24 protein-coding genes are annotated in these 22433 nt (G+C 61.5%); 15 read left to right on the plus strand and 9 right to left on the minus strand.

What is annotated here, in order from left to right; genetic code table 11:
- Positions 1-33: 33 nt before the first annotated feature.
- Positions 34-4350, minus strand: coding sequence for a DEAD/DEAH box helicase (locus KGB06_RS29300; RefSeq protein WP_223521875.1), 4317 nt, complete (start codon positions 4348-4350; stop codon positions 34-36).
- 302 nt (positions 4351-4652) lie between these two features.
- On the opposite strand from KGB06_RS29300, the gene KGB06_RS29305 reads away from it, so the two are divergent.
- Positions 4653-5537, plus strand: coding sequence for a sugar nucleotide-binding protein (locus tag KGB06_RS29305; protein WP_223521876.1), 885 nt, complete (start codon positions 4653-4655; stop codon positions 5535-5537).
- The gene (locus KGB06_RS29310; protein ID WP_223521878.1) at positions 5530-6459 is read left to right on the plus strand and encodes an NAD-dependent epimerase/dehydratase family protein; all 930 of its coding nucleotides are present in this window, start codon (positions 5530-5532) and stop codon (positions 6457-6459) included. Before KGB06_RS29305 ends, KGB06_RS29310 begins: the two co-directional genes overlap by 8 nt.
- A gap of 177 nt (positions 6460-6636) precedes the next feature.
- On the opposite strand, the gene KGB06_RS29315 is transcribed toward KGB06_RS29310, so the two are convergent.
- The 5 genes from KGB06_RS29315 to KGB06_RS29335 form a co-directional block, all read right to left on the minus strand.
- A complete protein-coding gene (locus KGB06_RS29315; protein WP_223521880.1) occupies positions 6637-7338 on the minus strand; it encodes an OmpW/AlkL family protein in 702 nt (233 codons plus the stop codon).
- Between the two features lie 223 nt (positions 7339-7561).
- Entirely contained in the window at positions 7562-8080 is a 519-nt protein-coding gene (locus tag KGB06_RS29320; RefSeq protein ID WP_223521882.1) for a DUF3299 domain-containing protein, read from the minus strand.
- Positions 8081-8091: 11 nt separating this feature from the next.
- Positions 8092-9357 (minus strand): ABC transporter permease, encoded by a 1266-nt coding sequence (locus KGB06_RS29325; protein WP_223521884.1) that lies wholly within the window; start codon positions 9355-9357, stop codon positions 8092-8094.
- Between the two features lies 1 nt (position 9358).
- On the minus strand, positions 9359-10069 hold the full coding sequence (locus tag KGB06_RS29330) for an ABC transporter ATP-binding protein (RefSeq protein WP_223521886.1): 711 nt from the start codon (positions 10067-10069) through the stop codon (positions 9359-9361).
- A gap of 136 nt (positions 10070-10205) precedes the next feature.
- A complete protein-coding gene (locus KGB06_RS29335) occupies positions 10206-10781 on the minus strand; it encodes a DUF2796 domain-containing protein (protein WP_223521887.1) in 576 nt (191 codons plus the stop codon).
- A gap of 135 nt (positions 10782-10916) precedes the next feature.
- Between KGB06_RS29335 and KGB06_RS29340 the strand changes: the two genes are divergently transcribed.
- Positions 10917-11264 carry a hypothetical protein gene (locus KGB06_RS29340; RefSeq protein ID WP_223521890.1) on the plus strand — a complete coding sequence of 116 codons (348 nt, stop codon included), beginning with the start codon at positions 10917-10919 and terminating at the stop codon, positions 11262-11264.
- A 70-nt stretch (positions 11265-11334) separates the two neighbouring features.
- Here KGB06_RS29340 and trxA read toward each other — a convergent pair whose 3' ends face one another.
- From trxA to KGB06_RS29355, 3 genes are all read right to left on the minus strand, one after another.
- Entirely contained in the window at positions 11335-12207 is an 873-nt protein-coding gene (trxA, locus tag KGB06_RS29345) for a thioredoxin (RefSeq protein WP_223521892.1), read from the minus strand.
- Between the two features lie 165 nt (positions 12208-12372).
- Positions 12373-13029 (minus strand): class I SAM-dependent methyltransferase, encoded by a 657-nt coding sequence (locus KGB06_RS29350; protein WP_223521894.1) that lies wholly within the window; start codon positions 13027-13029, stop codon positions 12373-12375.
- The gene (locus KGB06_RS29355; RefSeq protein WP_223521896.1) at positions 13026-13490 is read right to left on the minus strand and encodes a YbaY family lipoprotein; all 465 of its coding nucleotides are present in this window, start codon (positions 13488-13490) and stop codon (positions 13026-13028) included. Before KGB06_RS29355 ends, KGB06_RS29350 begins: the two co-directional genes overlap by 4 nt.
- Positions 13491-13617: 127 nt before the next feature.
- Between KGB06_RS29355 and nrdR the strand changes: the two genes are divergently transcribed.
- The 12 genes from nrdR (at position 13618) to KGB06_RS29415 (ending at position 22423) form a co-directional block, all read left to right on the plus strand.
- Complete coding sequence (gene nrdR, locus KGB06_RS29360; RefSeq protein WP_003228656.1) at positions 13618-14082, plus strand: transcriptional regulator NrdR; 465 nt, start codon at positions 13618-13620, stop codon at positions 14080-14082.
- Complete coding sequence (ribD, locus tag KGB06_RS29365) at positions 14079-15212, plus strand: bifunctional diaminohydroxyphosphoribosylaminopyrimidine deaminase/5-amino-6-(5-phosphoribosylamino)uracil reductase RibD (RefSeq protein ID WP_223521898.1); 1134 nt, start codon at positions 14079-14081, stop codon at positions 15210-15212. The genes nrdR and ribD overlap by 4 nt, the downstream gene beginning before the upstream one ends.
- A 44-nt stretch (positions 15213-15256) precedes the next feature.
- The gene (locus KGB06_RS29370) at positions 15257-15922 is read left to right on the plus strand and encodes a riboflavin synthase (protein WP_008059524.1); all 666 of its coding nucleotides are present in this window, start codon (positions 15257-15259) and stop codon (positions 15920-15922) included.
- A 16-nt stretch (positions 15923-15938) separates the two neighbouring features.
- The gene (gene ribBA, locus KGB06_RS29375) at positions 15939-17030 is read left to right on the plus strand and encodes a bifunctional 3,4-dihydroxy-2-butanone-4-phosphate synthase/GTP cyclohydrolase II (RefSeq protein WP_223521900.1); all 1092 of its coding nucleotides are present in this window, start codon (positions 15939-15941) and stop codon (positions 17028-17030) included.
- A gap of 91 nt (positions 17031-17121) precedes the next feature.
- Positions 17122-17598 carry a 6,7-dimethyl-8-ribityllumazine synthase gene (gene ribE, locus KGB06_RS29380; RefSeq protein WP_003185938.1) on the plus strand — a complete coding sequence of 159 codons (477 nt, stop codon included), beginning with the start codon at positions 17122-17124 and terminating at the stop codon, positions 17596-17598.
- Complete coding sequence (nusB, locus tag KGB06_RS29385) at positions 17595-18095, plus strand: transcription antitermination factor NusB (protein ID WP_007944234.1); 501 nt, start codon at positions 17595-17597, stop codon at positions 18093-18095. Before ribE ends, nusB begins: the two co-directional genes overlap by 4 nt.
- 16 nt (positions 18096-18111) lie before the next feature.
- Positions 18112-19077, plus strand: a complete 966-nt coding sequence (gene thiL / locus KGB06_RS29390; RefSeq protein WP_223521902.1) for a thiamine-phosphate kinase — start codon at positions 18112-18114, stop codon at positions 19075-19077.
- Complete coding sequence (locus KGB06_RS29395; protein WP_150782649.1) at positions 19074-19577, plus strand: phosphatidylglycerophosphatase A; 504 nt, start codon at positions 19074-19076, stop codon at positions 19575-19577. The genes thiL and KGB06_RS29395 overlap by 4 nt, the downstream gene beginning before the upstream one ends.
- A 22-nt stretch (positions 19578-19599) precedes the next feature.
- Positions 19600-20334, plus strand: coding sequence for a substrate-binding periplasmic protein (locus tag KGB06_RS29400; protein ID WP_223521904.1), 735 nt, complete (start codon positions 19600-19602; stop codon positions 20332-20334).
- A gap of 255 nt (positions 20335-20589) precedes the next feature.
- Positions 20590-21207 (plus strand): GTP cyclohydrolase II, encoded by a 618-nt coding sequence (ribA, locus tag KGB06_RS29405; RefSeq protein WP_223521905.1) that lies wholly within the window; start codon positions 20590-20592, stop codon positions 21205-21207.
- Complete coding sequence (locus KGB06_RS29410; protein WP_223521906.1) at positions 21204-21623, plus strand: MFS transporter; 420 nt, start codon at positions 21204-21206, stop codon at positions 21621-21623. Before ribA ends, KGB06_RS29410 begins: the two co-directional genes overlap by 4 nt.
- A complete protein-coding gene (locus tag KGB06_RS29415) occupies positions 21623-22423 on the plus strand; it encodes a cobalamin-binding protein (RefSeq protein ID WP_223521907.1) in 801 nt (266 codons plus the stop codon). Before KGB06_RS29410 ends, KGB06_RS29415 begins: the two co-directional genes overlap by 1 nt.
- Positions 22424-22433: the final 10 nt, after the last annotated feature.

The raw sequence follows: 22433 nt of genomic DNA on the forward strand, positions 1-22433 counted from the left end.
AGCCTGCTCGCGAAGGGGCCCGCCCGGCCGACCTCAATGCCGGATCAGCTTGCTGTGCAGCTCGGCAGTCGATGGCTGATCTAGCTCCAACCAAAAATGCGGCTTGCCGGCAATCTCCGCCGCCGCCGCAAGACCATCGCGGTACACCAGCCGATTACTCGCCAACGCCGGTACTTTCGCGCCGGGTAACAGCGTCCCGGCCAGGTTCAACGGGTCAACCCCGCACACCGCAATCAAACTGCCGTCATGCGGCCGTCGACGTACTTCGCGCAGCAGTGGAATCGCCTCGGACAACGCAAACTGTTCACCGGCCAAGCCACTGACGAACCGACCGCCACGTATTTCGCCCCGAGCCTCCAGCCGATGAAACGTGCGCAGCAATTCGCGCCAGCTCGGTAGCCAATCCGCCTCACGTTCCAGCAAGCGCCAGAACACCACGCCGTAGCGTCGCAACAAGGTCATGGCGATGTGTTCCAGTGTCTCGGTCGGTGTCGGCGCCGGACGTTGGTTATCCACAACCGGCGCGGCAGGCCCGCGGCGTAACAAGGCCCAGCGCCCGGCATCGTCCATCCCGCCGACAAACGCTCCGCGCCCGCGTCGACTGCTGCGATTTTGGCGTTTGCTGGCCGGGGTGATCAGCGCCCGCACCCCGGCGAAGCTGTCGGCATTCACTAGCCCGGCGCCGACCAGTTCCTGCAAGGCGATTTCCAGTTCCGAGCGCAGCAGATGAGCTTCGTGCATCAGCTCATCGAAAAACAGCGCGCCGTGTTGGCTGAGCGCTTCGTGCACCTTTTGCGTTTTGGGTGACAATTCGCTGACCGGTGTCTGCTCGGTCAAGCCGCTCCACAAGCCGACCTGACTGCGCGGCAACAAAAGAATCGGCGTGCTGCGCAATGCCGTGCTGGCGCCCTTGTTGCGGGCGGTCAGGCGCGTCCAGACCAGTTTGCCGCTGCGGCACAGATCATCCAGCCAACCCGGTGAATAGTCTTTGATTCGCGCCGACAGAATGTCGCTGTCCCAAGCTGACGCGGCGGCGGGATAGCCTTCGAACTGACCGACAATGGCGGGCAATACCGCGCTGCCCTGGCCCTGAGTCGCCGCCGACAGGTGCTGCCAGTCGAACAGAAAGCGCATGAAATCCTGCAACGCCACCGGCTCGATTTCGCGCCGCAAATGCTTGACCGTGTAGCGATGAATTCGCGCCAGCAAATGTCGTTCGCACCATTCCTCAAGCCCTGCGCCGGGCGTGAAGCGGCCGCGCAACACATAGCCTTCGCGTTCCAGTTGCGCCAAGGCCTGGGTGACATGATTCGCCGCCAATCCAAGCGGCTCGGCAATCTCTGTGAGTGGCAACGGCCCAAACGCGCTGAGCCGTGCGCGGATCACTTCAACGACGGCCTCGTCTGGCGCCCAGGCCTCATCGAAACCGGGCAATGCTTGCAGCGCCGGCACTGATATCGCCTGGGAATAAATCGCCTGCAAGCAGGTCAGTCGCTCCAATGCCAGCCACAAGCCTTGCTTGGCGTTGATTTGCAAACGGCTGGCGCGACCGCTGTCGGTTAGGGCGTTCAGCCAGTCGAGCCAGTGCGCATTGGCCTGCGCCTCGGCATCGCTGATGCACGCAAGGCTCATCAACGCCTCATGCATTTCATCGATTCCGGTGGGCGTCGGCCAAGCCTCATCGCGTACCGCTTGAATCGCGTCGGCATCCAGCGCACCGAGGTCGTCAGTGGACTGTGGATCGGTCCAGCGCCGGTTGAGCACCGCTTGCGTACGCCGCTCTTCAAGCGGCGCATCGTCGAGAAAGGTGTAGGGCCGGGCGCTGAGGATTTCCGCCGCCAGCGGGGACGGCGCCGGCAGGTCACGACTGATCAGCCGCACGTCGCCACGTTCCATGCGCCGCAAGAGCGCCAGCCAACCTTCGCTGTCCATCGCCTCGTGCAGGCAATCGTCGAGGGTCTGTTCCACCAGCGGATGGTCGGGAATTTCACGCTCACCGGCGAGGTTTTCCACGCAGGCAATCTGATCGGGGAACACGCTGGCGATCAGGTCTTCGCTTTTCATCCGCTGGATCTGCGGCGGGACTTTACGTCCGCCGCTGTAGCGCGGCAGGGCCAGGGCGACGCCGGCATTCCAGCGCCAGCGCACGCCGAACAGCGGCGCGTCGAGCACCGCTTGAATCAGCAGGTGCTCGGCGCTGTTGCTGTGCAGGTAGCGCCAGACGTCGTCGAGTTCAAAGCTGTGGCTGGTGGACAGCGACAGTACGATTGCGTCTTCGCTGGCGGCGGCCTGCAATTCGAAGTTGAAGGTGCGGCAGAAGCGCTTGCGCAGGGCCAGGCCCCAGGCGCGGTTGATGCGGCTGCCGAACGGGGTGTGGATGATCAGTTGCGTGCCGTCGGACTCGTCGAAAAACCGCTCCATCAGCAACGTGTCTTGTGACGGCAGGGCACCCAGCGTCAGGCGCGCCCGGGCGAGGTAATCGACCAGTTGCTCGGCGCTGGCGACGTTCAGGCCGAGGGTGTCGGTCAGCCAGTCGAGGGCTGGTTGCAGGTTGCCCGGCGTGGCGCCGAGCAAGTCGTCGAGGTGTGCTTGCAAGCGAGCGACGGCAAAGGACAGTTCTGCGCTGCGCCCTGGCGCTTCACCGAGCCAGAAGGGAATGGTCGGCGGTTGGCCCTGAGCGTCTTCGACCCGGACCTTGCCGGTTTCGACCCGCAGGATTCGGTAGGAGGTATTGCCCAACTGGAACACGTCCCCGGCAATGCTTTCCACCGCAAAGTCTTCGTTGACGCTGCCGATATTCAGCCCTTGGGGTTCCAGCAAAACGCTGTAGTCGGCGTTGTCCGGAATGGTCCCGCCACTGGTAACGGCGGTCAGCTTGGCACCCCGGCGACCGCGCAGAGTGCGGGTGACGGTGTCGCGGTGCAGGTAAGCGCTGCGCATGCCCTGTCGACCGTTGTAGCCCTCGGCGAGCATGTGCAGCAGTGCCTGATAGTGTTTTTCGTCGAGTTCGGCATACGGCGAAGCGTTACGCAGCATCGCCAGCAACGCTTGCTCTGACCATTCCTGGCAACTGACCTCGGCGATGATTTGTTGCGCGAGTACGTCCAGCGGCGCAGTGGGAATCTGCAACGTGTCGAGTTCGCCGCGCCTTACACAATCGAGCAGCGCGGCGCATTCGATCAGGTCGTCGCGGGTGGTGGCGAACAAGCGGCCCTTGGGCGTACCGCCGATCTGGTGCCCGGAACGGCCGACCCGTTGCAGAAACCCTGAAATCGAGCGCGGCGAGGCGATTTGGCACACCAGGTCGACATCGCCAATGTCGATGCCCAATTCCAGTGAAGCGGTGGCGATCAGCACTTGCAGGTCGCCACGCTTGAGCCGTTGCTCGGCGTCCAGACGAAACTCTTTGGCCAGGCTGCCGTGGTGGGCGGCCACGGCGTCCTTTCCAAGGCGTTCGCTCAGATGCCGGCTCAGGCGTTCGGCGAGACGTCGGGTGTTGACGAAAATCAGCGTGGTCCGGTGTTCGCGGGCGAGGGCGGCGAGGCGGTCGTAGACCAGTTCCCACACATCATTGGCCATGACCGCTGACAACGGCACGGGCGGAACTTCGATGTCCAGATCCCGTGGGCGGGCGTGGCCGATGTCGATGATGTCGCAAGGACGGTCGTGGCCCACGAGATAGCGCGACACCGCTTCGATGGGTTTTTGCGTGGCGGACAGACCAATGCGCACCAGCGGTTCTGCGCACAGCGCCTGCAACCGTTCAAGGCTCAGGGCCAAATGGCTGCCGCGTTTGCTGGCGGCGATGGCGTGGATTTCATCGACAATCACTGTGCGTGTGGTGCCGAGCATCTGTCGACCGGAGTCCGAGCCGAGCAGCACGTAAAGGGATTCCGGGGTGGTCACCAGAATGTGCGGCGCGATCTTGCGCATGGCCGAGCGATCTTTTTGCGGGGTGTCACCGGTGCGCACGGCGGTGTTGATCTGCAATGGGGGCAGGCCCATCACCCGCAATTGCTCGGTGATCCCGGCGAGCGGATCTTGCAGGTTGATCTGGATGTCGTTGGACAAGGCCTTGAGCGGCGAGACATAGACCACCAGTGTTTCATCTGGCAGCCCGTCGTCGGTTTCCAGCCCCCGGTGAACCAGGTCGTCGATGACGGCGAGGAAGGCAGTGAGGGTTTTGCCGGACCCGGTGGGTGCGGCAATCAGGGTCGAGCGGCGCTGGCGAATCAATGGCCACGCCCGGGCCTGGGCGGCGGTGACCGTCGGGAAGGTGTTGCTGAACCAGGCGCTGACGGCGGGGTGGAAGCCTGCCAGGGCGCTGTCCGTCGGGATTGGCAGATTCATGCAGCAATTTATGCGGGCGAGCCAGGGAAGTTGCAAGTACCGCTGGAGATCTGCGGCGACCGAAAAGTCGCTATCGCGGGCAAGCCTTGCTCCTACAGGTATGACCGGCACCATTGTAGGAGCAAGGCTTGCCCGCGATGAGGCCCTGTCTGCTTGCACAAAACGGCAAGATCTACACTTTACGGATGACGGTTGCGCACTAAACCCGCAAAATGCAACGATTCCAGAAACTATCAACGACATGGCCCGCGGGCCTTGTCGATAAAAGCCATCGTTCCAATCAGACTGGGCCTGCTGACTCTATGCGAATGCGCCTTATGTTACTGGGCGGCGGAAATGCCCTTGGGCAGGCGCTGATTCGCCTCGGTGCGGAGGAAGACATCGGTTTCCTCGCCCCCCGCCCCCCGCAAGACGGCTGGGATGCCGCGAGCCTGACGCAACTGCTCGACGACACCCGCCCGGACGCGTTGATCAACCTCGCCTACTACTTCGACTGGTTTCAGGCGGAAACAGTCAGCGAGCAACGTCTGGCCGGGCAGGAGCGAGCAATCGAGCGTCTGGCCGAACTGTGCCAGCATCACAACATTGTTCTGCTGCAACCCTCGAGTTATCGCGTGTTCGATGGCTCCCGTGCCACCGCCTACAGCGAGAAGGACGAACCGGTTCCGCTGGGACTGCGCGGTCAGTCGTTGTGGCGCATCGAACAAAGCGTTCGCGCGACTTGCCCGCAGCACGTGTTGCTGCGTTTCGGCTGGTTACTCGATGACAGTCCTGACGGCACGCTCGGGCGTTTCCTCGCGCGGGCCGAGACACCTGAAGAATTGTTGTTGGCCGACGACCGCCGGGGCAACCCGACACCGGTCGACGATGCGGCCCGTGTGATCATTTCGGTGCTCAAACAACTCGATTGTGCGGCGCCGCTGTGGGGCACCTATCATTACGCCGGCCATGAGGCGACCACGCCGCTGGCACTGGGTCAGGCTATCCTGACCGAAGCACGCAGCCTGCATCCGCTGGCCATTGAAGCGCCGACCGCCCAGGCTCACGCCGCGCGACCGGATGCCGCCGAAGAGCCGCAACACGCGGTGTTGGCCTGCAAGAAAATTTTGCACACGTTCGGGATCAAACCTCGCGCCTGGCGCGCCGCACTCCCGGGCCTACTGGATAGGTTTTATCGCCATGGCTGACGGACCTGTTTTAATCACCGGCGGTGCCGGTTTCATCGGCTCGCACCTGACCGATGCCTTGCTCGCCAAGGGGCATTCGGTGCGCATTCTCGATGATCTGTCCACCGGCAAACGCAGCAACCTGCCGCTGGATAACCCCAACCTCGAATTGATCGTAGGTGATGTCGCCGACGCTGCTTTGGTGGCTCAGGCGATGGTCGGTTGCAGCGCCGTGGCGCACCTGGCCGCGGTGGCCTCGGTACAGGCCTCGGTGGCCGATCCGGTGAAGACTCACCAGAGCAATTTCATCAGTTCACTGAATGTCTGCGAAGCCATGCGCCAGGCCGGCGTCAAACGCGTGCTGTTTGCCTCCAGTGCGGCGGTTTACGGCAACAATGGCGAAGGTGAGTCGATCGACGAAGACACGCCCAAGGCGCCATTGACGCCTTACGCAGTGGACAAGTTGGCGAGCGAACACTACTTCGAATTCTACCGTCGCCAGCATGCGCTGGAGCCGGTGATTTTCCGCTTCTTCAACATCTTCGGCCCGCGTCAGGACCCTTCCTCGCCGTATTCCGGGGTCATCAGCATTTTCAGCGAACGGGCGCGCCAAGGCCTGCCGATTACCGTGTTCGGTGATGGCGAGCAGACGCGCGATTTCGTCTACGTCGAGGATCTGATTGAACTGCTGGTGCAGGCCATCGAAAAGCCGCAAGTTGAAGCCGGTGCGGTGAATGTCGGCTGGAACCAGGCGACCAGTCTCAAGCAATTGCTACAAGCGCTGGAAGCGCTGTTCGGTGAGTTGCCGCCCATCAGCTACCTCCCGGCGCGCTCTGGCGATATCCGCCATTCGCGGGCGAACAACCGGCGTTTGCTGGAGCGCTTTACCTACCCTGCGCAGACACCCATGAGTGTTGGCCTGGCACGGTTGTTGGGGCGCTGAGATTTTCGCGATCACAAAAAAGGCGCCTGTTGAGGCGCCTTTTTTATTGGGGCTGGCTGTGTGCTGTCTGGGCTGACGTCTTCGCGAGCAGGCTCGCTCCCACAGTGGTTGTGTGTTGATGCACAGATCAAATGTGGGAGCGACGGTGCGACGATTCGACCTGCTCGCGAAGGGGGCTTAGAACTTGTAACCCAAACCAACCATGTAAACGAACGGGTCTACGTCCACATCGACTTTAGCCCGGGTACCCGGCGCAATTGCGTTGTTTTCAACGGTCGCGGTGGTGTCGATGTCGATGTAGCGTACCTGGGCGTTGATCAAGATGTTGTCGGTGATCATGTAGTCAGCACCAACCTGAAACGCCAGGCCCCATGAGTTGTCCGCTTCGAAGTTGCTGAAGCCCTTGGCCTGGGCTTCGCTGCCGACGTTTTCGTCGTAGATCACGGTGTAGTTGATGCCGGCGCCGAGATACGGTTGGAAATCGGACTTCGAGTCCAGCGGGTAGTACACGACACTCAAGGTCGGTGGCAGCTGTTTAATGGTGCCGAGTTTACCGTTGGCGGCTGAGCCCAGGGCAGTGCCTTTGAGCTTCACGTCATGCTCGAACGGGGTGGCTGCCAGCAGTTCGATCCCCCAGTGGCTGGTAAACATGTACGCGAAGTTCAGACCCAGCTGCGTGTCGCTGCTCAGGGTGGCTTCGCCACCCAGGTCTGCACCGGCCAGCGGGCCTTGATCGACCTTGACGCTGGAACTGTCGGCTTTTGGGTCGACGGTGATTGCGCCGGCACGAATAAGGATGTCGCCGGCCTCGAAGGCATGGGCGAGGGGGGCTGCGAGCGCGAGGGCAACCAGCGAGGCGCTGAGCAAAGACTTGTGCATGGGAGGGCTCCAAAGGGCGTTAAAAATTTTTGATGCCCAATGGTACAAATCCGTCTGATGCGGTCTTTTGATTCAGCTCAATGAAAACAGTGATGGGGCTTGTTTCTGTGGTGTAACTGAGGCCCTATCGCGAGCAGGCTCGCTCCCACAGGGATCACCTAAACCCTGTGGGAGCGAGCCTGCTCGCGATAGCTATCTTGTGGGCAACACAGAATTGCCGGATTCACTCCGGCAATTCATACACATAAATCTTGTTCGCCTCCATCTGATATCCGGCATCCGCCAACTCACTGGTTGATGCCTTGACCTGCATCGCCCCCTCGATCCAGTACGGTTGGTACAGCTCATCCAGCTTCACGCCGACTTCGCTTTTCACATGCACGATCTGGTTCGACGGCGGTGGCGGCACGTGGATGCACGCGCCGAAATACGGCACCAGCAGAAACTCCGTGGTACGACCGTCTTCACTCACTTCCAGTGGAACGATGTAGCCCGGCAGGCGAATATTCTGACCATCAAGGCTCTTCACCACCGGCGCATTCGGCATGTCCTGTCTGGCGGCGGGTGCCGACTCGGCAGACAGCGTGCTGCTCATCTGCGACAGGTCGTGCAGGGGCGTCATGTTCGGCACTTCCGGCGCGGCATCCGGCGGGATCATTTGCGACCAGGTCAGGTCTTTCGGCTCGGCTGCCCAAAGGGGCAGGGCGACCAGCATCAGCAGCGCAAGTAAGGCGCGGGGCATGTTCAACGTCCTCATAGTCGGATCGACAGGCCATCGGCCAACGATTGGCGATACGCGCGCCAGGCCGGCACGCTGCCCATCAGCAAGGCGGCGATCAGGATGCCACCGAGCAGCATCCATTCATACTCGCTGGGCCACGCGAGTGGCAGGTACAAGCCGTAATTGGCTTGCACGTAACCTTGGGCGGTGGCGATGCATACATAGAGCAATGCCACGCCGGCAATCACCCCGGACAGCGCCAATGCAAACGCCTCCAACACCAGCAAGGTCGCGATGTGCCACGGCCGGGCTCCCACCGAACGCAGTATCGCCATCTCGCGCCGACGTTCGTTCAGGCTGGTGAGAATCGCCGTGAGCATGCCGATCAACCCGGTCAGCACAACAAACAGCGAGACCACAAACAAGGCTTTTTCCGCCGTGCTCATCAAACTCCAAAGTTCTTGCAGCGTCACGCCGGGCAGGATCGCCAGCATCGGCTCGCCACGGAATTCATTGATTTCGCGTTGCATCGCAAAGGTCGAAATCTTGCTGTTGAGGCCGAGCATGAACGCAGTGATCGCTTGCGGCGTGAGGTCCATGTTGCGCGCCTGATCGGCACTGATCCGGCCGTTGCCTTGCGCTGGCACACCGTTGTGCCAGTCGACGTGAATCGCCTCCATGCCGCCAAGGCTGATGTGCAGCGTGCGGTCCACCGGGGTCCCGGTGCGTTTGAGAATGCCGACCACGGTGAATGGTTTGTCGTCGTGCTTGACCAGGCTGATCACCGCCACACCGTGGGCCAGTACCAGTTTGTCACCGAGCTTGTAGTGCAATGCATCCGCCACTTCGGCACCGAGCACCACTTCAAACGGATCGGTGGCGAAGGCGCGACCGTCGGCCAGTTCCAGGTGCTGCTGATGGCCGTACTGGTAATGCTCGAAGTAGGCCTCAGTGGTGCCCATTACTCGATAGCCGCGATGGGAGTCGCCAAGGGACATCGGAATCGCCCATTTCACTTTCGGATTGTTGGCGAAGTGTTCGAAGCTGTCCCAGCGGATGTTGTTGGTGGCGTTGCCGATTCGGAACACCGAGTACAGCAACAGGTTCACCGAACCGGAACGCGCGCCGACGATCAGGTCGGTACCGCTGATGGTGCTGGCGAAACTGGCTTTGGCTTCGGTGCGCACTCGTTCAACCGCCAACAGCAGGCACACCGACAGGGCGATGGCGAACGCGGTGAGGAGGGCGGTGAAGCGCCGGTTAGCCAGACTGGCCATGGCTAGACGAAACAAATACATCTCAGACCTCGAACGGGGTGGCGGCGCGATTGAGTTCGGCCAGCGACAGGTGGCGATCGAACAGCGGTGCGAGGCTCTGGTCATGGCTGACAAATAACAGGCTCGACCCGGCTTCACGGCATTCGGCGAACAACAACCGAATGAAGTTTTCTCGCGCGTCGTAGTCCAGGGCCGACGTCGGTTCGTCGGCGATGACCAATTCCGGTTGACCGATCAACGCGCGCGCAGCGGCCACGCGTTGCTGCTGGCCGATAGACAGCGAGTCGGCGCGACGGCTGAGGATGCTTTCATCCTTCAAACCCAAATGAGCGAGCAGGGTGGCCGCTGCCTGATCGACGCTGCCGTGGCGCTGTTTCGCCCGTTCGGCGCGCAGCCTGGAGAAGTGGCAGGGCAGTTCGACGTTCTCGCGCACGGACAGAAACGGCAGCAAATTGAATTGTTGGAAGATGTAACCGGTGTGATCGACGCGGAAACGGTCGCGCGCACCGGCGCCGAGTTCGGTCAGTTCCTGGCCAAGCAGACGAATGCTGCCGCGATCCGGCTTCTGCACGCCACCGAGCAGGCCGAGCAGGGTGGTCTTGCCACTGCCGCTGGGGCCTTTGAGGAACAGGGTTTCGCCAGGTTCCAGGCGAAACGCCGGGATATCCAGCAACGGCGGGTGACCGGGCCAACTGAAGCCCAGGTCGGACAGTTCGATGAGTGCTTGGGTCATGGCGCCGATTTCATGGGTGTTGATAAACCTGTGGGAGCGAGCCTGCTCGCGAAACCGGTCTGACAGTCAACAGATGTGTTGAATGTGATGGCCCCTTCGCGGGCAAGCCCGCTCCTACATTGGATTTTCGGTGGATTCAGAATTTCAGGGCGGCCGCCTTGGCTGTCACTTCAATGCCTTGCTGGCCGCTCGGGCTGATCAGTTGTACCTGAATTTTCTGGGTCGCCGGGAACGTGTTGAAGATGTTCGCCAAGTCCAGGTTTTTCAGGGCGCCGGGAGCTGCGCAGGTGAATTGGTAGTGAGCGTGGATTTCGCTGTGATCGTGATGATGTTCGTTTTTGGCGTCTTCATCGTGGTCATCGGCGTCCGGTTTGTCACCGAACAACGGGCTTTCCAGTTCCTGCATGGCGATCACGCAACCGGCCGCTTTTGGCAGGTTGAACAGCACCAATGGTTTTTCGAGTTGCGCACGAACGGTGGCGACTTTGGCTTTGTCGGCATCCGTGGTGGCGGCGTGTTCGAAGCCCACCAGGTTCATCGCCGGGCTTTCAAGTTCCAGTTCCAGGGTCTGGCCGTCCAGCGCGGCATTCAAGCGACCGACGCCATGTTCGTGGGCGCCGAGGCTGCCGTGCTCATGATCATGTTCGTCAGCGGCGTGGGCGACGGCCAGCGGTAACAAGGCAAACGGCAAAGCGAGCAGCAGACGGCGCATGGCGGGTCCTCGAAAAGTAAAATGAAGTATTTGTTATGTAATCTTATAACGTAAGTGCGAGGAGTTTGACCGGCTACTTGGCGTTGCACAAGTCCCATGGGAGCATGCAGGTCAGAAATGTGCAGGAGCAGACGTATGTTGCGTATACGCGGAAGCATCGGCGACTGGCCGGTGGATTTGACGCTGGAGATGGATGACGGCGACTGGGCACGGCTCGGCGCGCAGTTGCAGGTGAGCCAGCCCGAGGCCAGTGTCGCCCCGGCCAAACCGGTGACTCAGGATGAGGCGTTGTGGCAGATCGCCAGGGACCTGTTGCGCAAGGCCGGGCAATTGAGCGGGCCGGATTTGCTCGATCAGCTGGAAGCTCTGACGGGCAGCGCGGCGTCGGGCAAGCGCTTGTTGGTGCGCTTGCGCCATAGCGCCGATGTGAAGGTGTCGAGCGGCGGCGATACGCCGCTCTACAGCTGGCAAGAGCCCTTGTAGGAGCACAGGCGGCTGGCGATGGCGATCTCAGGGACGCCATCGCCGGCAAGCCGTGCTCCTACAAGGTTGCTTAATACAGCGCAGCAAACAGCTTGCGGCGGTACGTGGTCACCAGCGGGTGGTCATTGCCCAACAATTCGAACACCTGCAGCAAGGTCTTGTGCGGCAAGCCTTCGCTGTAGCTGCGATTGCGGATGAACAGTTTCAGCAACGAGTCCAGCGCCGGCTCGTATTGCTGGCGAGCCAGTTGCTGAATGGCCAGTTGATACACCGCTTCATCATCCTGCGGATTTTTCGCCAGACGCGCTTTCAGGTCTGCCGCATCCGGCAAATCCTTGGCCTGGCCGAGAAACAGGATCTGCGCCTTGGCACCGGCCAGCGCCGCTTTGTGTTCATCGCTCTTGACCGCGTCGAGCACGGTTTGCGCTTCAACCAACTCACCGCGCTCGGTGAGGCAGCGGGCGTAGAGGATCAGCGCTTTGGCGTTGGTGTTGTCTTCGCCCAGCAACACTTTCAGTACGGCTTCGGCGTCGGCGAAACGACTGTCATCGAACAAGGCCTGAGCCTGCTCGAACGGGTCGGCGGCGGCCGGTGGCGGCATTTGTACGTGAGGCTCAAGCATCGCCCGTACGGCGGATTCCGGCTGTGCACCGGCAAAACCGTCGACCGGTTGACCATCTTTAAACAGCACCACGGTCGGCAGGCTGCGAATCCCGAAACGGGCGACGATGTCTTGTTCCAGATCGCAGTTGACCTTGGCCAGCAGCAACTCGCCCCGATAACTCTCGGTAATGGTCTGCAGCAATGGCATCAGCACTTTGCAGGGCGCACACCATTCGGCCCAGAAGTCCACCAGCACCGGTTTGTGGAAGGAGTTCTCGATCACCGACTGGTCGAAATCAGCAGTCGTGGCGTCGAAGATGTACGGCGTTTCCTGACTCATGGGGGATCTCTTGGAAGCGTGAATGGGGCAACTATAAGGCCAGGCGGGGTATGGCTGAAAGCGGGGTGGCAGTTAGTCTTGTGTTGCCGAACACATCGCCATCGCGAGCAGGCTCGCTCCCACAAGTGATCTACGTCACACCGAACATCCCTGCTCGCGAAGCTTTTAGCCGCGCCGCGCGTGGTAAAGGCTCACATGCCGAAACTCTTCAGGTTCGGCCAGATCCGGCAGAGTCATGGCCTCCAGCATTTCGATGCGCTGATACAGCGAATGACGAAAATCCCTGACACGCGAATCGGCCACCAGCGCCTCTTTGCCACGGGTTAAAAATTCATCGAGCAATGGCAGGTTCGCCCGGTCGTAGAGCACATCGGCGACCAGGATCAGATCAAACCGGTCCGCCTCGGCGAAAAAGTCGGTCGAGTAGTTGAGATGGACATCATTGAGTTGCGCGTTTGCCCGGCACGCGGCAATCGCCAGCGGGTCGAGGTCACAGGCCACCACTTCAAGCGCGCCGGCCTTCACTGCAGCGATGCCCGCCACCCCGGAACCGGCACCGAAATCCAGCACCCGTTTGCCTTTGACCCACTCGGGGAATTCGGCGAGGTAGCGCGCCACTGCCAGGCCACTGGCCCAGCAGAAACTCCAGTACGGCGGCTCATGCAGAATCCGCCGGGTTTCTTCCGGGCTGAATGCGCGGTCCATGTTGTCGCCGTCGATCAGCCAGAGTTTCAGGTCGGTCTCGGGTAATGCGACAGGTACAAGCTGCGCATCACCGAGCAGTTCACCCAAGGCCTGTTGCAGGTCGAGCGGTGCAATCATGGCGCTTTGACAAATTGCAGCTGACCCAAAGCCTGCGTGGTTGGCTGCGAGATGACCCGCGACGGCAGATGCAGAATCAACTGGCCGGACTGGCTGGCACGACCGCGCAGTTCAACGCGGGCACCGGAAGGGAACGATTCCGGATTAAAACGCAGGTGAAATGGCAGCACTTGATTGGTGCCGATCAAACTGGAGCTGGCGAGCAATTGTTGCGGGCGATCCTTTTCGTCGATCACCAGCAGCGCCAGTTCGACTTCGGCGCCGGCAGGCACGCCTTGCAAGGTGCCGCTCAATTCACGTTGATACGCCGGCAGCGGTCCGAGGTTGGCCGATTCTTGCGCTTTCTTCTGCGCAGCCTGTGGGGCAGGCCCTGGTGTCGGCGGCTGGGACTTGGGTGCATCGCTGCCGCAGGCCACCAGCAGGCTGAATAGACTGAGCAAAACGAGCGGTCTTAGGGACATTTACGGCTCCAGCAAGGTGAAATCCATGGATCAAACACTATAGCCGTCTGTATACCGCAAACCCTATGGCTTGTCTTGCCACGGGGATGCGCTACCATGGCCCTCCCTTTTTTTGTTGCCTGCCACCATGCACTGTCCCTTCTGCGGTGCCAACGACACCAAGGTCATCGACTCGCGTCTGGTCGCCGAGGGCGAACAGGTGCGCCGCCGGCGTGAATGCCTGGCCTGCGGCGAGCGTTTCACGACGTTCGAGACTGCCGAACTGGTGTTGCCGCGCCTGATCAAAACCGACGGCAGCCGTCAGCCGTTCGACGAAGAAAAACTGCGCGCCGGTATGCAGCGTGCCTTGGAGAAGCGCCCGGTGAGTGTCGAGCGCCTCGAATCGTCGCTGGTGCACATCAAACACAAACTGCGCGCCACCGGTGAGCGTGAGGTCAAATCCCTCGTGGTCGGTGAGCTGGTGATGGCCGAGCTGCAAAAGCTCGACGAAGTCGCCTACATTCGCTTCGCTTCGGTGTATCGCCGCTTCCAGGACCTCAACGAGTTCCGCGAAGAGATCGATCGCCTGGCCCGTGAGCCGGTGAAAGAATGAATACGCCCGCAGAACTTGCCATCCTCGATGCCCATTACATGGCCCGCGCGCTGGAACTGGCGCGAAAAGGCCATTACACGACGCACCCCAACCCTCGGGTGGGCTGTGTGATCGTGCATGACGGGCAGATTGTCGGCGAAGGCTGGCACGTGCGCGCCGGCGAACCACATGCCGAAGTCCACGCCCTGCAAGCCGCCGGCGACAAGGCCCGTGGCGCCACCGCCTACGTGACGCTGGAGCCGTGCAGCCACCACGGCCGCACGCCGCCCTGCGCCGATGCCCTGGTGAATGCCGGGGTCGCCCGTGTGGTCGCGGCCATGCAGGATCCGAATCCGGAAGTCGCCGGTCGCGGTCTGCAACGCCTGGCCCAAGCCGGGATTACCACCGAAAGTGGCGTGCTGGAAGGTGAAGCGCGCAAGCTCAATCAAGGCTTCCTCAAGCGCATGGAACACGGCTTGCCGTTCGTGCGGGTCAAGTTGGCCATGAGCCTGGACGGTCGCACCGCGATGGAAAGCGGCGAAAGCCAATGGATCACAGGCACAGCGGCGCGTTCGGCGGTGCAACGCCTGCGTGCCCAGGCCAGCGTGGTGCTGACCGGCGCCGACACGGTGCTGGCGGACAACGCCCGGCTGACCGTGCGCGCTGACGAATTGGGCCTGGATCCGGAGCAAACCGCTCTGGCCATGAGCCGTCCACCGCTGCGCGTGCTGATCGACGGTCGCCTGCGGGTGCCGCTGAATGCGCCGTTCTTCAAGGCCGGCCCGGCGTTGGTCGCCACCTGTGTGGCGGTAGAGGAACAATATGCCAATGGCCCGGAATGCCTGATCGTGCCCGGTGTTGACGGTCAGGTCGATCTGCGCCAGTTGCTAGTCGCGCTCGCCGCCCGTGACGTCAACGAGGTGCTGGTCGAAGCCGGCCCGCGTCTGGCCGGCGCTTTCGCGCAGCAAGGCCTGGTGGATGAATTCCAGATTTTCATCGCCGGCAAGTTCCTCGGCTCCTCGGCGCGGCCACTGCTCGACTGGCCGCTCGCGCAAATGAAGGATGCGCCCGAGCTTAAAATCACCGAAATTCGCGCGGTTGGCGATGACTGGCGGGTCACTGCCATTCCTTCGCCAGCCGCCAGCGTATAATTCCTGGCCGCTGCCTAGACGGCTTTGTTCTCGAGGAGGACTCCATGTTTACCGGCATCATCGAATCCATCGGCAGTATTCGTGCATTGACCCCAAAAGGCGGAGATGTGCGGGTCCACGTAGAAACCGGCAAGCTCGACCTGAGCGACGTCAAACTGGGCGACAGCATCGCGGTCAACGGCGTGTGCCTGACCGCAGTTGAACTGCCGGGCAACGGCTTTGCTGCCGACGTCAGCCGCGAAACCCTCGACTGCACCGCCATGAACGACCTCAAAAGCGGCAGTCCGGTGAACCTGGAAAAAGCCCTGACCCCGACCACTCGCCTCGGCGGGCATCTGGTCAGCGGTCACGTCGATGGCGTGGGCGAAGTGGTTGCCCGTACAGAAAACGCGCGTGCCGTGGAATTCCGCATCCGCGCCCCGAAAGAACTGGCCAAGTACATCGCCCATAAAGGCTCGATCACCGTCGACGGCACCAGCCTGACCGTGAACGCGGTCGATGGCGCCGAGTTCCTGCTGACGATCATTCCGCATACCCTGAGCGAAACCATCATGGCGTCGTACCAGCCAGGTCGCCGGGTGAACCTGGAAGTCGACTTGCTGGCGCGTTATCTGGAGCGTCTGTTGCTGGGCGACAAGGCCGCAGAGCCGACTGCCGGCAGCACCATTACCGAAAGCTTTCTGGCCGCCAACGGCTACCTCAAATCCTGACTCAAGGGGGTGCCTTGTGGCGCTCAATAGCATCGAAGAACTGGTTGAAGACATCCGCCAAGGCAAGATGGTCATCCTCATGGATGACGAAGACCGCGAGAACGAAGGCGACCTGATCATGGCCGCCGAGTGCTGCAAGCCCGAGCACATCAACTTCATGGCCAAGCACGCCCGTGGCCTGATATGCATGCCGATGAGCCGCGAGCGCTGCGAACTGCTGAAGCTCCCATTGATGGCGCCGCGTAACGGTTCCGGCTTCGGCACCAAGTTCACCGTGTCCATCGAGGCGGCCGAAGGCGTGACCACCGGCATCTCCGCTGCCGACCGTGCGCGCACCGTGCAAGCGGCCGCCGCGAAAGACGCCAAGGCTGAAGACATCGTCAGCCCGGGCCACATCTTCCCGCTGATGGCCCAGGCCGGCGGCACTCTGGCCCGCGCTGGCCACACTGAAGCCGCCTGCGACCTGGCGCGCATGGCCGGTTTCGAGCCAAGCGGCGTGATCTGCGAAGTGATGAACGACGACGGCACCATGTCCCGTCGCGCCGAATTGGAAACCTTCGCCGCTGAGCACAACATCAAAATCGGCACCATCGCCGACCTGATCCACTACCGGATGATCCACGAACGTACCGTTCAGCGGATTGCCGAGCAGCCACTGGACAGCGAACTGGGCCAATTCAACCTGGTGACCTATCGTGATTCCGTGGAAGGCGACGTGCACATGGCCCTGACCCTGGGCACTGTCTGCGCCGAAGAACCGACCCTGGTTCGTGTACATAACATGGACCCGTTGCGCGACCTGTTGATGGTCAAGCAGCCGGGCCGCTGGAGCCTGCGCGCCGCCATGGCCGCGGTCGCCGAGGCCGGCAGCGGTGTGGTGCTGTTGCTCGGTCACCCGCTCGATGGCGACGTGTTGCTGGCGCACATTCGCGAAACCGCCGACCAGGCGGCCGTGAAAAAACCGACCACCTACAGCATCGTCGGTGCCGGTTCGCAGATCCTTCGGGACCTGGGTGTACGCAAAATGCGCCTGATGAGTGCGCCAATGAAATTTAATGCGATATCCGGTTTCGATCTGGAAGTTGTAGAATACGTGCCCTCCGAATAATGACCGGTTGTTTCCAGTCCTTGATTCGCGGCTAAAAAATCACTGAGGGGCGCGTAGAAAACGCGTCCCGGCTCTTTAAGAGATCTAACGAATGACCCTGAAGACCATCGAAGGTACCTTCATCGCCCCTAAAGGCCGCTACGCTTTGGTAGTGGGCCGTTTCAACAGCTTCGTCGTTGAAAGTCTGGTCAGCGGTGCAGTGGATGCCCTGGTTCGCCACGGCGTAAGCGAAAGCGACATCACCATCATCCGCGCTCCTGGCGCCTTCGAAATTCCGCTGGTTGCGCAGAAAGTCGCTCAGAAGGGCGAATACGCGGCAATCATCGCTCTGGGCGCGGTCATTCGTGGCGGTACTCCGCACTTCGAATACGTGGCGGGCGAATGCACCAAGGGCCTGGCCCAGGTCTCCATGGAGTTCGGCGTTCCAGTCGCTTTCGGCGTGCTGACCGTTGATTCCATCGAGCAAGCCATCGAACGTTCCGGCACCAAGGCCGGTAACAAAGGTGCTGAAGCTGCCCTGTCCGCTCTGGAAATGGTCAGCCTGCTGGCGCAGTTGGAGGCCAAGTGATTAGCGACGAAAGCGATCGTTTCAACCCGCGCGATCCAAAGCCTGCGGATGCCGGCAAGCCATCGAAAAGCGTCAAGCGTCGCGAAGCTCGTCAGCTCGCGACTCAGGCGCTGTACCAGTGGCACATGGCCAAGCAGTCTTTGAACGAGATCGAAGCGCAGTTCCGGGTCGATAACGATTTCAGTGATGTTGATGCCGCGTACTTCCACGACATCCTGCACGGCGTTCCGGCGCACCGCACCGAGATCGATACGGCCCTGGCCCCATGCCTGGACATTACGATCGAAGAGCTGGATCCGGTCGAACTGGCCGTTCTGCGCCTGTCGACCTGGGAATTGATCAAGCGCGTCGACGTCCCTTACCGCGTTGTGATCAACGAAGGTATCGAGCTGGCGAAAGTCTTCGGTTCCACCGACGGCCACAAGTTCGTCAACGGTGTACTCGACAAGCTGGCCCCGCGTCTGCGTGAAGCTGAAGTGAAGGCGTTCAAGCGCTAATCGGCGCTTTACCGCTATGGGTGAGTTTGAGCTGATCCGCAACTTCTTCGCCGCCGCGCCCTGTGCGCAAGGCGGCGAAGGCGTTGCCCTCGGGATTGGTGATGACTGCGCCTTGCTGGCTGTTCCTCCCGGGGAGCATTTGGCCATTTCCACCGATACGCTGGTTGCCGGTGTGCATTTCGCAGACCCCTGTGACCCGTTTCTGCTCGGTCAGCGCTCGCTGGCTGTGGCGGTCAGCGATCTGGCTGCCATGGGCGCCACCCCCATTGCCTTTACCCTTGCCCTGACCTTGCCGACGGTGACCGCCGATTGGTTAGAGGCCTATGCCCGTGGTTTGAGCCTCATGGCGCAACGCTGCGGTGTAGCGTTGGTAGGCGGCGATACCACCCGGGGGCCGCTGAGCCTGACCATGACCGTGTTCGGTCGTGTGCCGGCCGGCAAGGCGCTGACCCGTAGTGGCGCGCAAACCGGCGACTTGCTTTGCGTTGGCGGTGAACTGGGCAACGCGGCGGGGGCTTTGCCACTGGTGTTGGGTCAGCGTACCGCTGACGCGGCCATCGCCGATCCGTTGCTGGCGCATTACTGGTCACCGCAGCCGCAATTGGCGTTGGGCCAGGCATTGCGCGGCAAGGCGACCTCGGCGCTGGACATCTCCGACGGCCTGCTCGCCGACTGCGGGCACATAGCGCTGGCGTCGAAGGTCGGTATTCAGGTTGAGCGGAGTAAGCTGCCCGTGTCGGCGGCGTTAGTGGCGTTCCTCGGTCAATCCGGTGCCGAAACGGCTGCCCTGAGTGGCGGCGATGATTATGTGCTGGCCTTCACATTACCGTTCGTCGAGTTGTCTTCATTGCTGGCGGACGGCTGGCCGATACATGTGGTCGGGCGTGTCGTGACGGGGCAGGGCGTGGCGCTGCTGGATGCCGATGGGCAAGACATCACCCCGCAAACCCGGGGCTATCAACATTTTCGGGAGACACCGTGACAGATCATCCCAAACAGGTCCCGGCGGAATTCGTACCGCCATCGGTCTGGCGCAACCCCTGGCATTTCCTGGCGTTCGGCTTCGGCTCGGGCACCCTGCCCAAAGCACCGGGCACCTGGGGTTCGTTAGTGGCGCTACCCTTTATCCCGTTGTGGCAAATGCTGCCCGACTGGGGTTACTGGCTGATGCTCGGTATCACCATGTTGTTCGGCTTCTGGCTGTGCGGCAAAGTGGCCGATGATTTGCGCGTGCACGACCACGAGGGCATTGTCTGGGACGAAATGGTCGGAATGTGGATCACCCTGTGGCTGGTGCCGGAAGGTTGGTACTGGTTGCTGGCGGGATTCCTGATGTTCCGCTTCTTCGACATTCTCAAGCCCTGGCCGATTCACTGGATCGACCGGCATGTGCATGGCGGCGTCGGGATTATGCTCGACGACGTGTTGGCTGGTGTATTTGCGTGGTTGGCAATGCAAGGGCTGGTATGGATTTTCGCCTGACGGGCGAAGCAAGGGGACTAGGATGGCTCGGTGCGGGTTGGCGGTTTTTTTCGCAATGTTTTGCTCACTCGCCCAGGCGGCGGATGCCGCGCCGACGCCGTCAGTGATTCATCTGGCCAGCGAAGAATGGGAAGACTACACCGCCGCTGACGGGCATGGCCTGGGCTGGGACGTGCTGCGGGCTATCTTCGAGCCGGCCGGGGTCAAGCTGGACTTGCGCACCGAACCCTACACCCGCGCCGTGGGCCTGGCCCAACGCGGTGAAGTGGATGCCTGTGTCGGTTCTTACCGTGACGAGGCCAGCGATGTGCTTTATCCACGCTGGAATTACGATACCGATCACATCTACGCGTTGGGCCTGGCCAGTAATCCGGCGCCGAGCCCGGAGACCCTCGGCAACTATCGACTGGCCTGGGTCCGCGGTTACGAGTACCAGAAGTACCTGCCCAACGTGCAGCGCCATAACGAAGTCGTGCGGCGTACCGGCATTTTGTCGATGCTGACCCACAACCGTGCCGACTTTTACATTGATGCGCTGCCCGAGATCGATTACATCGTCAAGCGGGCCAAGGATCCTTCCCAGTACCGCCGCACGCATATCGCTGAATTGCCGCTGTATCTGTGCTTTGCCAATACACCCGAGGCTCGGACGTTGATGGCATTGTTCGACCAGCGCATGGATCTGCTGGTGAAAAGCGGCGCACTGAAACCGATCTTCGTGCGCTGGAAACAGCCCTATCCGTTCGATTCGAACTGAACATGAACCCTGTGGCACATGATTAACCCTGTGGGAGCGAGCCTGCTCGCGAAGACGGTATGTCAGTCGACATGACATCAATGGCGCAAGACAGTCCGTCATCGCGAGCAGATTCGCTCCCAAAGGGTGCAGTAGTGGCCTGATATCTAACTTTTTGATCGTTATGCCCCATAATTCAGCCTAAGCGTCTGCAGGAATCGGCTGTTACAATGCCGCGTCTGCGAATCTCCAGCACTATTGATCAGGAGCACACCGGTGCCTGTCGTTTTTGTCGCCGCTTCCAAGCTGCCAACGCCTTTTGCGCAATTCACCATGCATGGCTTTCTCGATGAAGCCACCGGCCGCGAGCACGTGGTGCTGAGCCTGGGTGAGTTTGCCGACGGTGCCCCGGTACTCGGCCGGTTGCACTCCGAATGTCTGACGGGTGATGCCTTGTTCAGCCAGCGCTGTGACTGCGGCTCTCAACTTGAAGCCGCCTTGCAAGCCATCGCCCGTGAAGGCCGTGGCGTGTTGTTGTACTTGCGTCAGGAAGGCCGTGGTATTGGCCTGCTGAACAAGATCCGCGCCTATGAGTTGCAGGATGGCGGTGCTGACACCGTTGAGGCCAACGAGCGCCTGGGCTTCGCTGCCGACCAGCGTGATTACGCCATATGTCTGCCGATGCTTGAGCACTTGGGCGTGAAATCCCTGCGTCTGATGACCAACAACCCGCGCAAGGTCAAAGCCTTGACCGACATGGGCATCTTGGTCGCCGAGCGCGTGCCGCTGCACACCGGCCACAACCCGCACAACAAACTCTACCTGGCGACCAAGGCCAGCAAGCTCGACCACATGATGGGCAACGAGCATCAGGGCGAGGCGGATCGAGCGTGACCCGCGGTCAGGTTCGGCGGCGGCTGTCGTTCAATTGGTGGCAATACCTGGCGCTGGCCTTGTTGCCGCTGTTGGTGATCAATGGCGTATTTGGCCAGGGCGAGGCGATTCTGCCGGTGCTGGCGATGCCGTTGTTCATCGCTGGGGTGGCCTCGATGTTTGTCAGCCTGAAGTTTTTCGGTGGCTACAAGCACGCCCTGATCGCTACGCGAAAAGCCCTCGACACGCCTGAGGAACCCGCCGCCTGGATCGCCCTGGCCGCTAAGCGGCGTACCGCGTTTCTGGCGGCTGCATTGCCTGCCTGGATTGGTGCGCTGGCGGTGTTCGTCGGCCTCGAAGCCGTGCCGTTGATGCTGCTGGCGCTGTCGACCATGGTGCTGTTTTACCTCTACCGTATTCCGCGTCAACTCGGCTGATGCTTCGAGCCTGGCTGGCGGTTCTGCTGCTGGCCGTCAGCGGCTCGGCGGTTGCCGTCGGGCGGGTCGTCAGTCTGGCGCCGTCCCTCTCTGAAATCGTCGTCGAACTGGGTTCAGCCGACCTGCTGGTCGGTGTGCTGGATGCCGGTGAGCGCCCATCCGGGCTTGAACACCTTCCTTCGGTTGGCCGCTACGGTCAATTGGATATGGAGCGTTTGCTCAGTCTTCAGCCCGACTTACTGCTGCTCTGGCCGGGCAGCGTTGGCCCAGCCCAGCGTGAGCAGCTCAAGCGGTTGAACATCCCCACGTACGTCGCCGAACCTCACACGCTCAACCAACTCGCTGCGCAAATGGAGGCGATCGCTACGCAACTCGGTCGGCCCGAACGGGGCGTAACGTTGGCGGTCGATCTACGCCAAAAACTGGATACCCTGCGTCAGCGTTATCGACGGGATGAGCCGTTGCGGGTGTTTTATCAAGTCTGGGATCGGCCGTTGTACACCGTGGGTGGCGGGCAGATCATCAGTGATGCGCTAGAGGTGTGCGGCGCGCGCAACGTGTTTGCCGACCTGACGTTGCCCGCGCCGCAGGTCAGTGTCGAGGCGGTGTTGCAGCGTAATCCCGAGGTGATTCTGGCCAGTGATCAGGCCCAACTCGACGCATGGAAGACGTGGCCGCAGGTGGCGGCGGTGGCGCATGGGCAATTGCTGTTGGTGGCGGATAAGGGGCTGGAGCGGCCGAGTGGGCAGATGGTCGAGGCGACGGCCAAGTTGTGCCGGGTCATTGCGCCGGACCGGTGAGACCGAGGTG

Source organism: Pseudomonas sp. GL-B-19 (assembly GCF_019956415.1).
In the GTDB taxonomy this organism is placed as follows: domain Bacteria; phylum Pseudomonadota; class Gammaproteobacteria; order Pseudomonadales; family Pseudomonadaceae; genus Aquipseudomonas.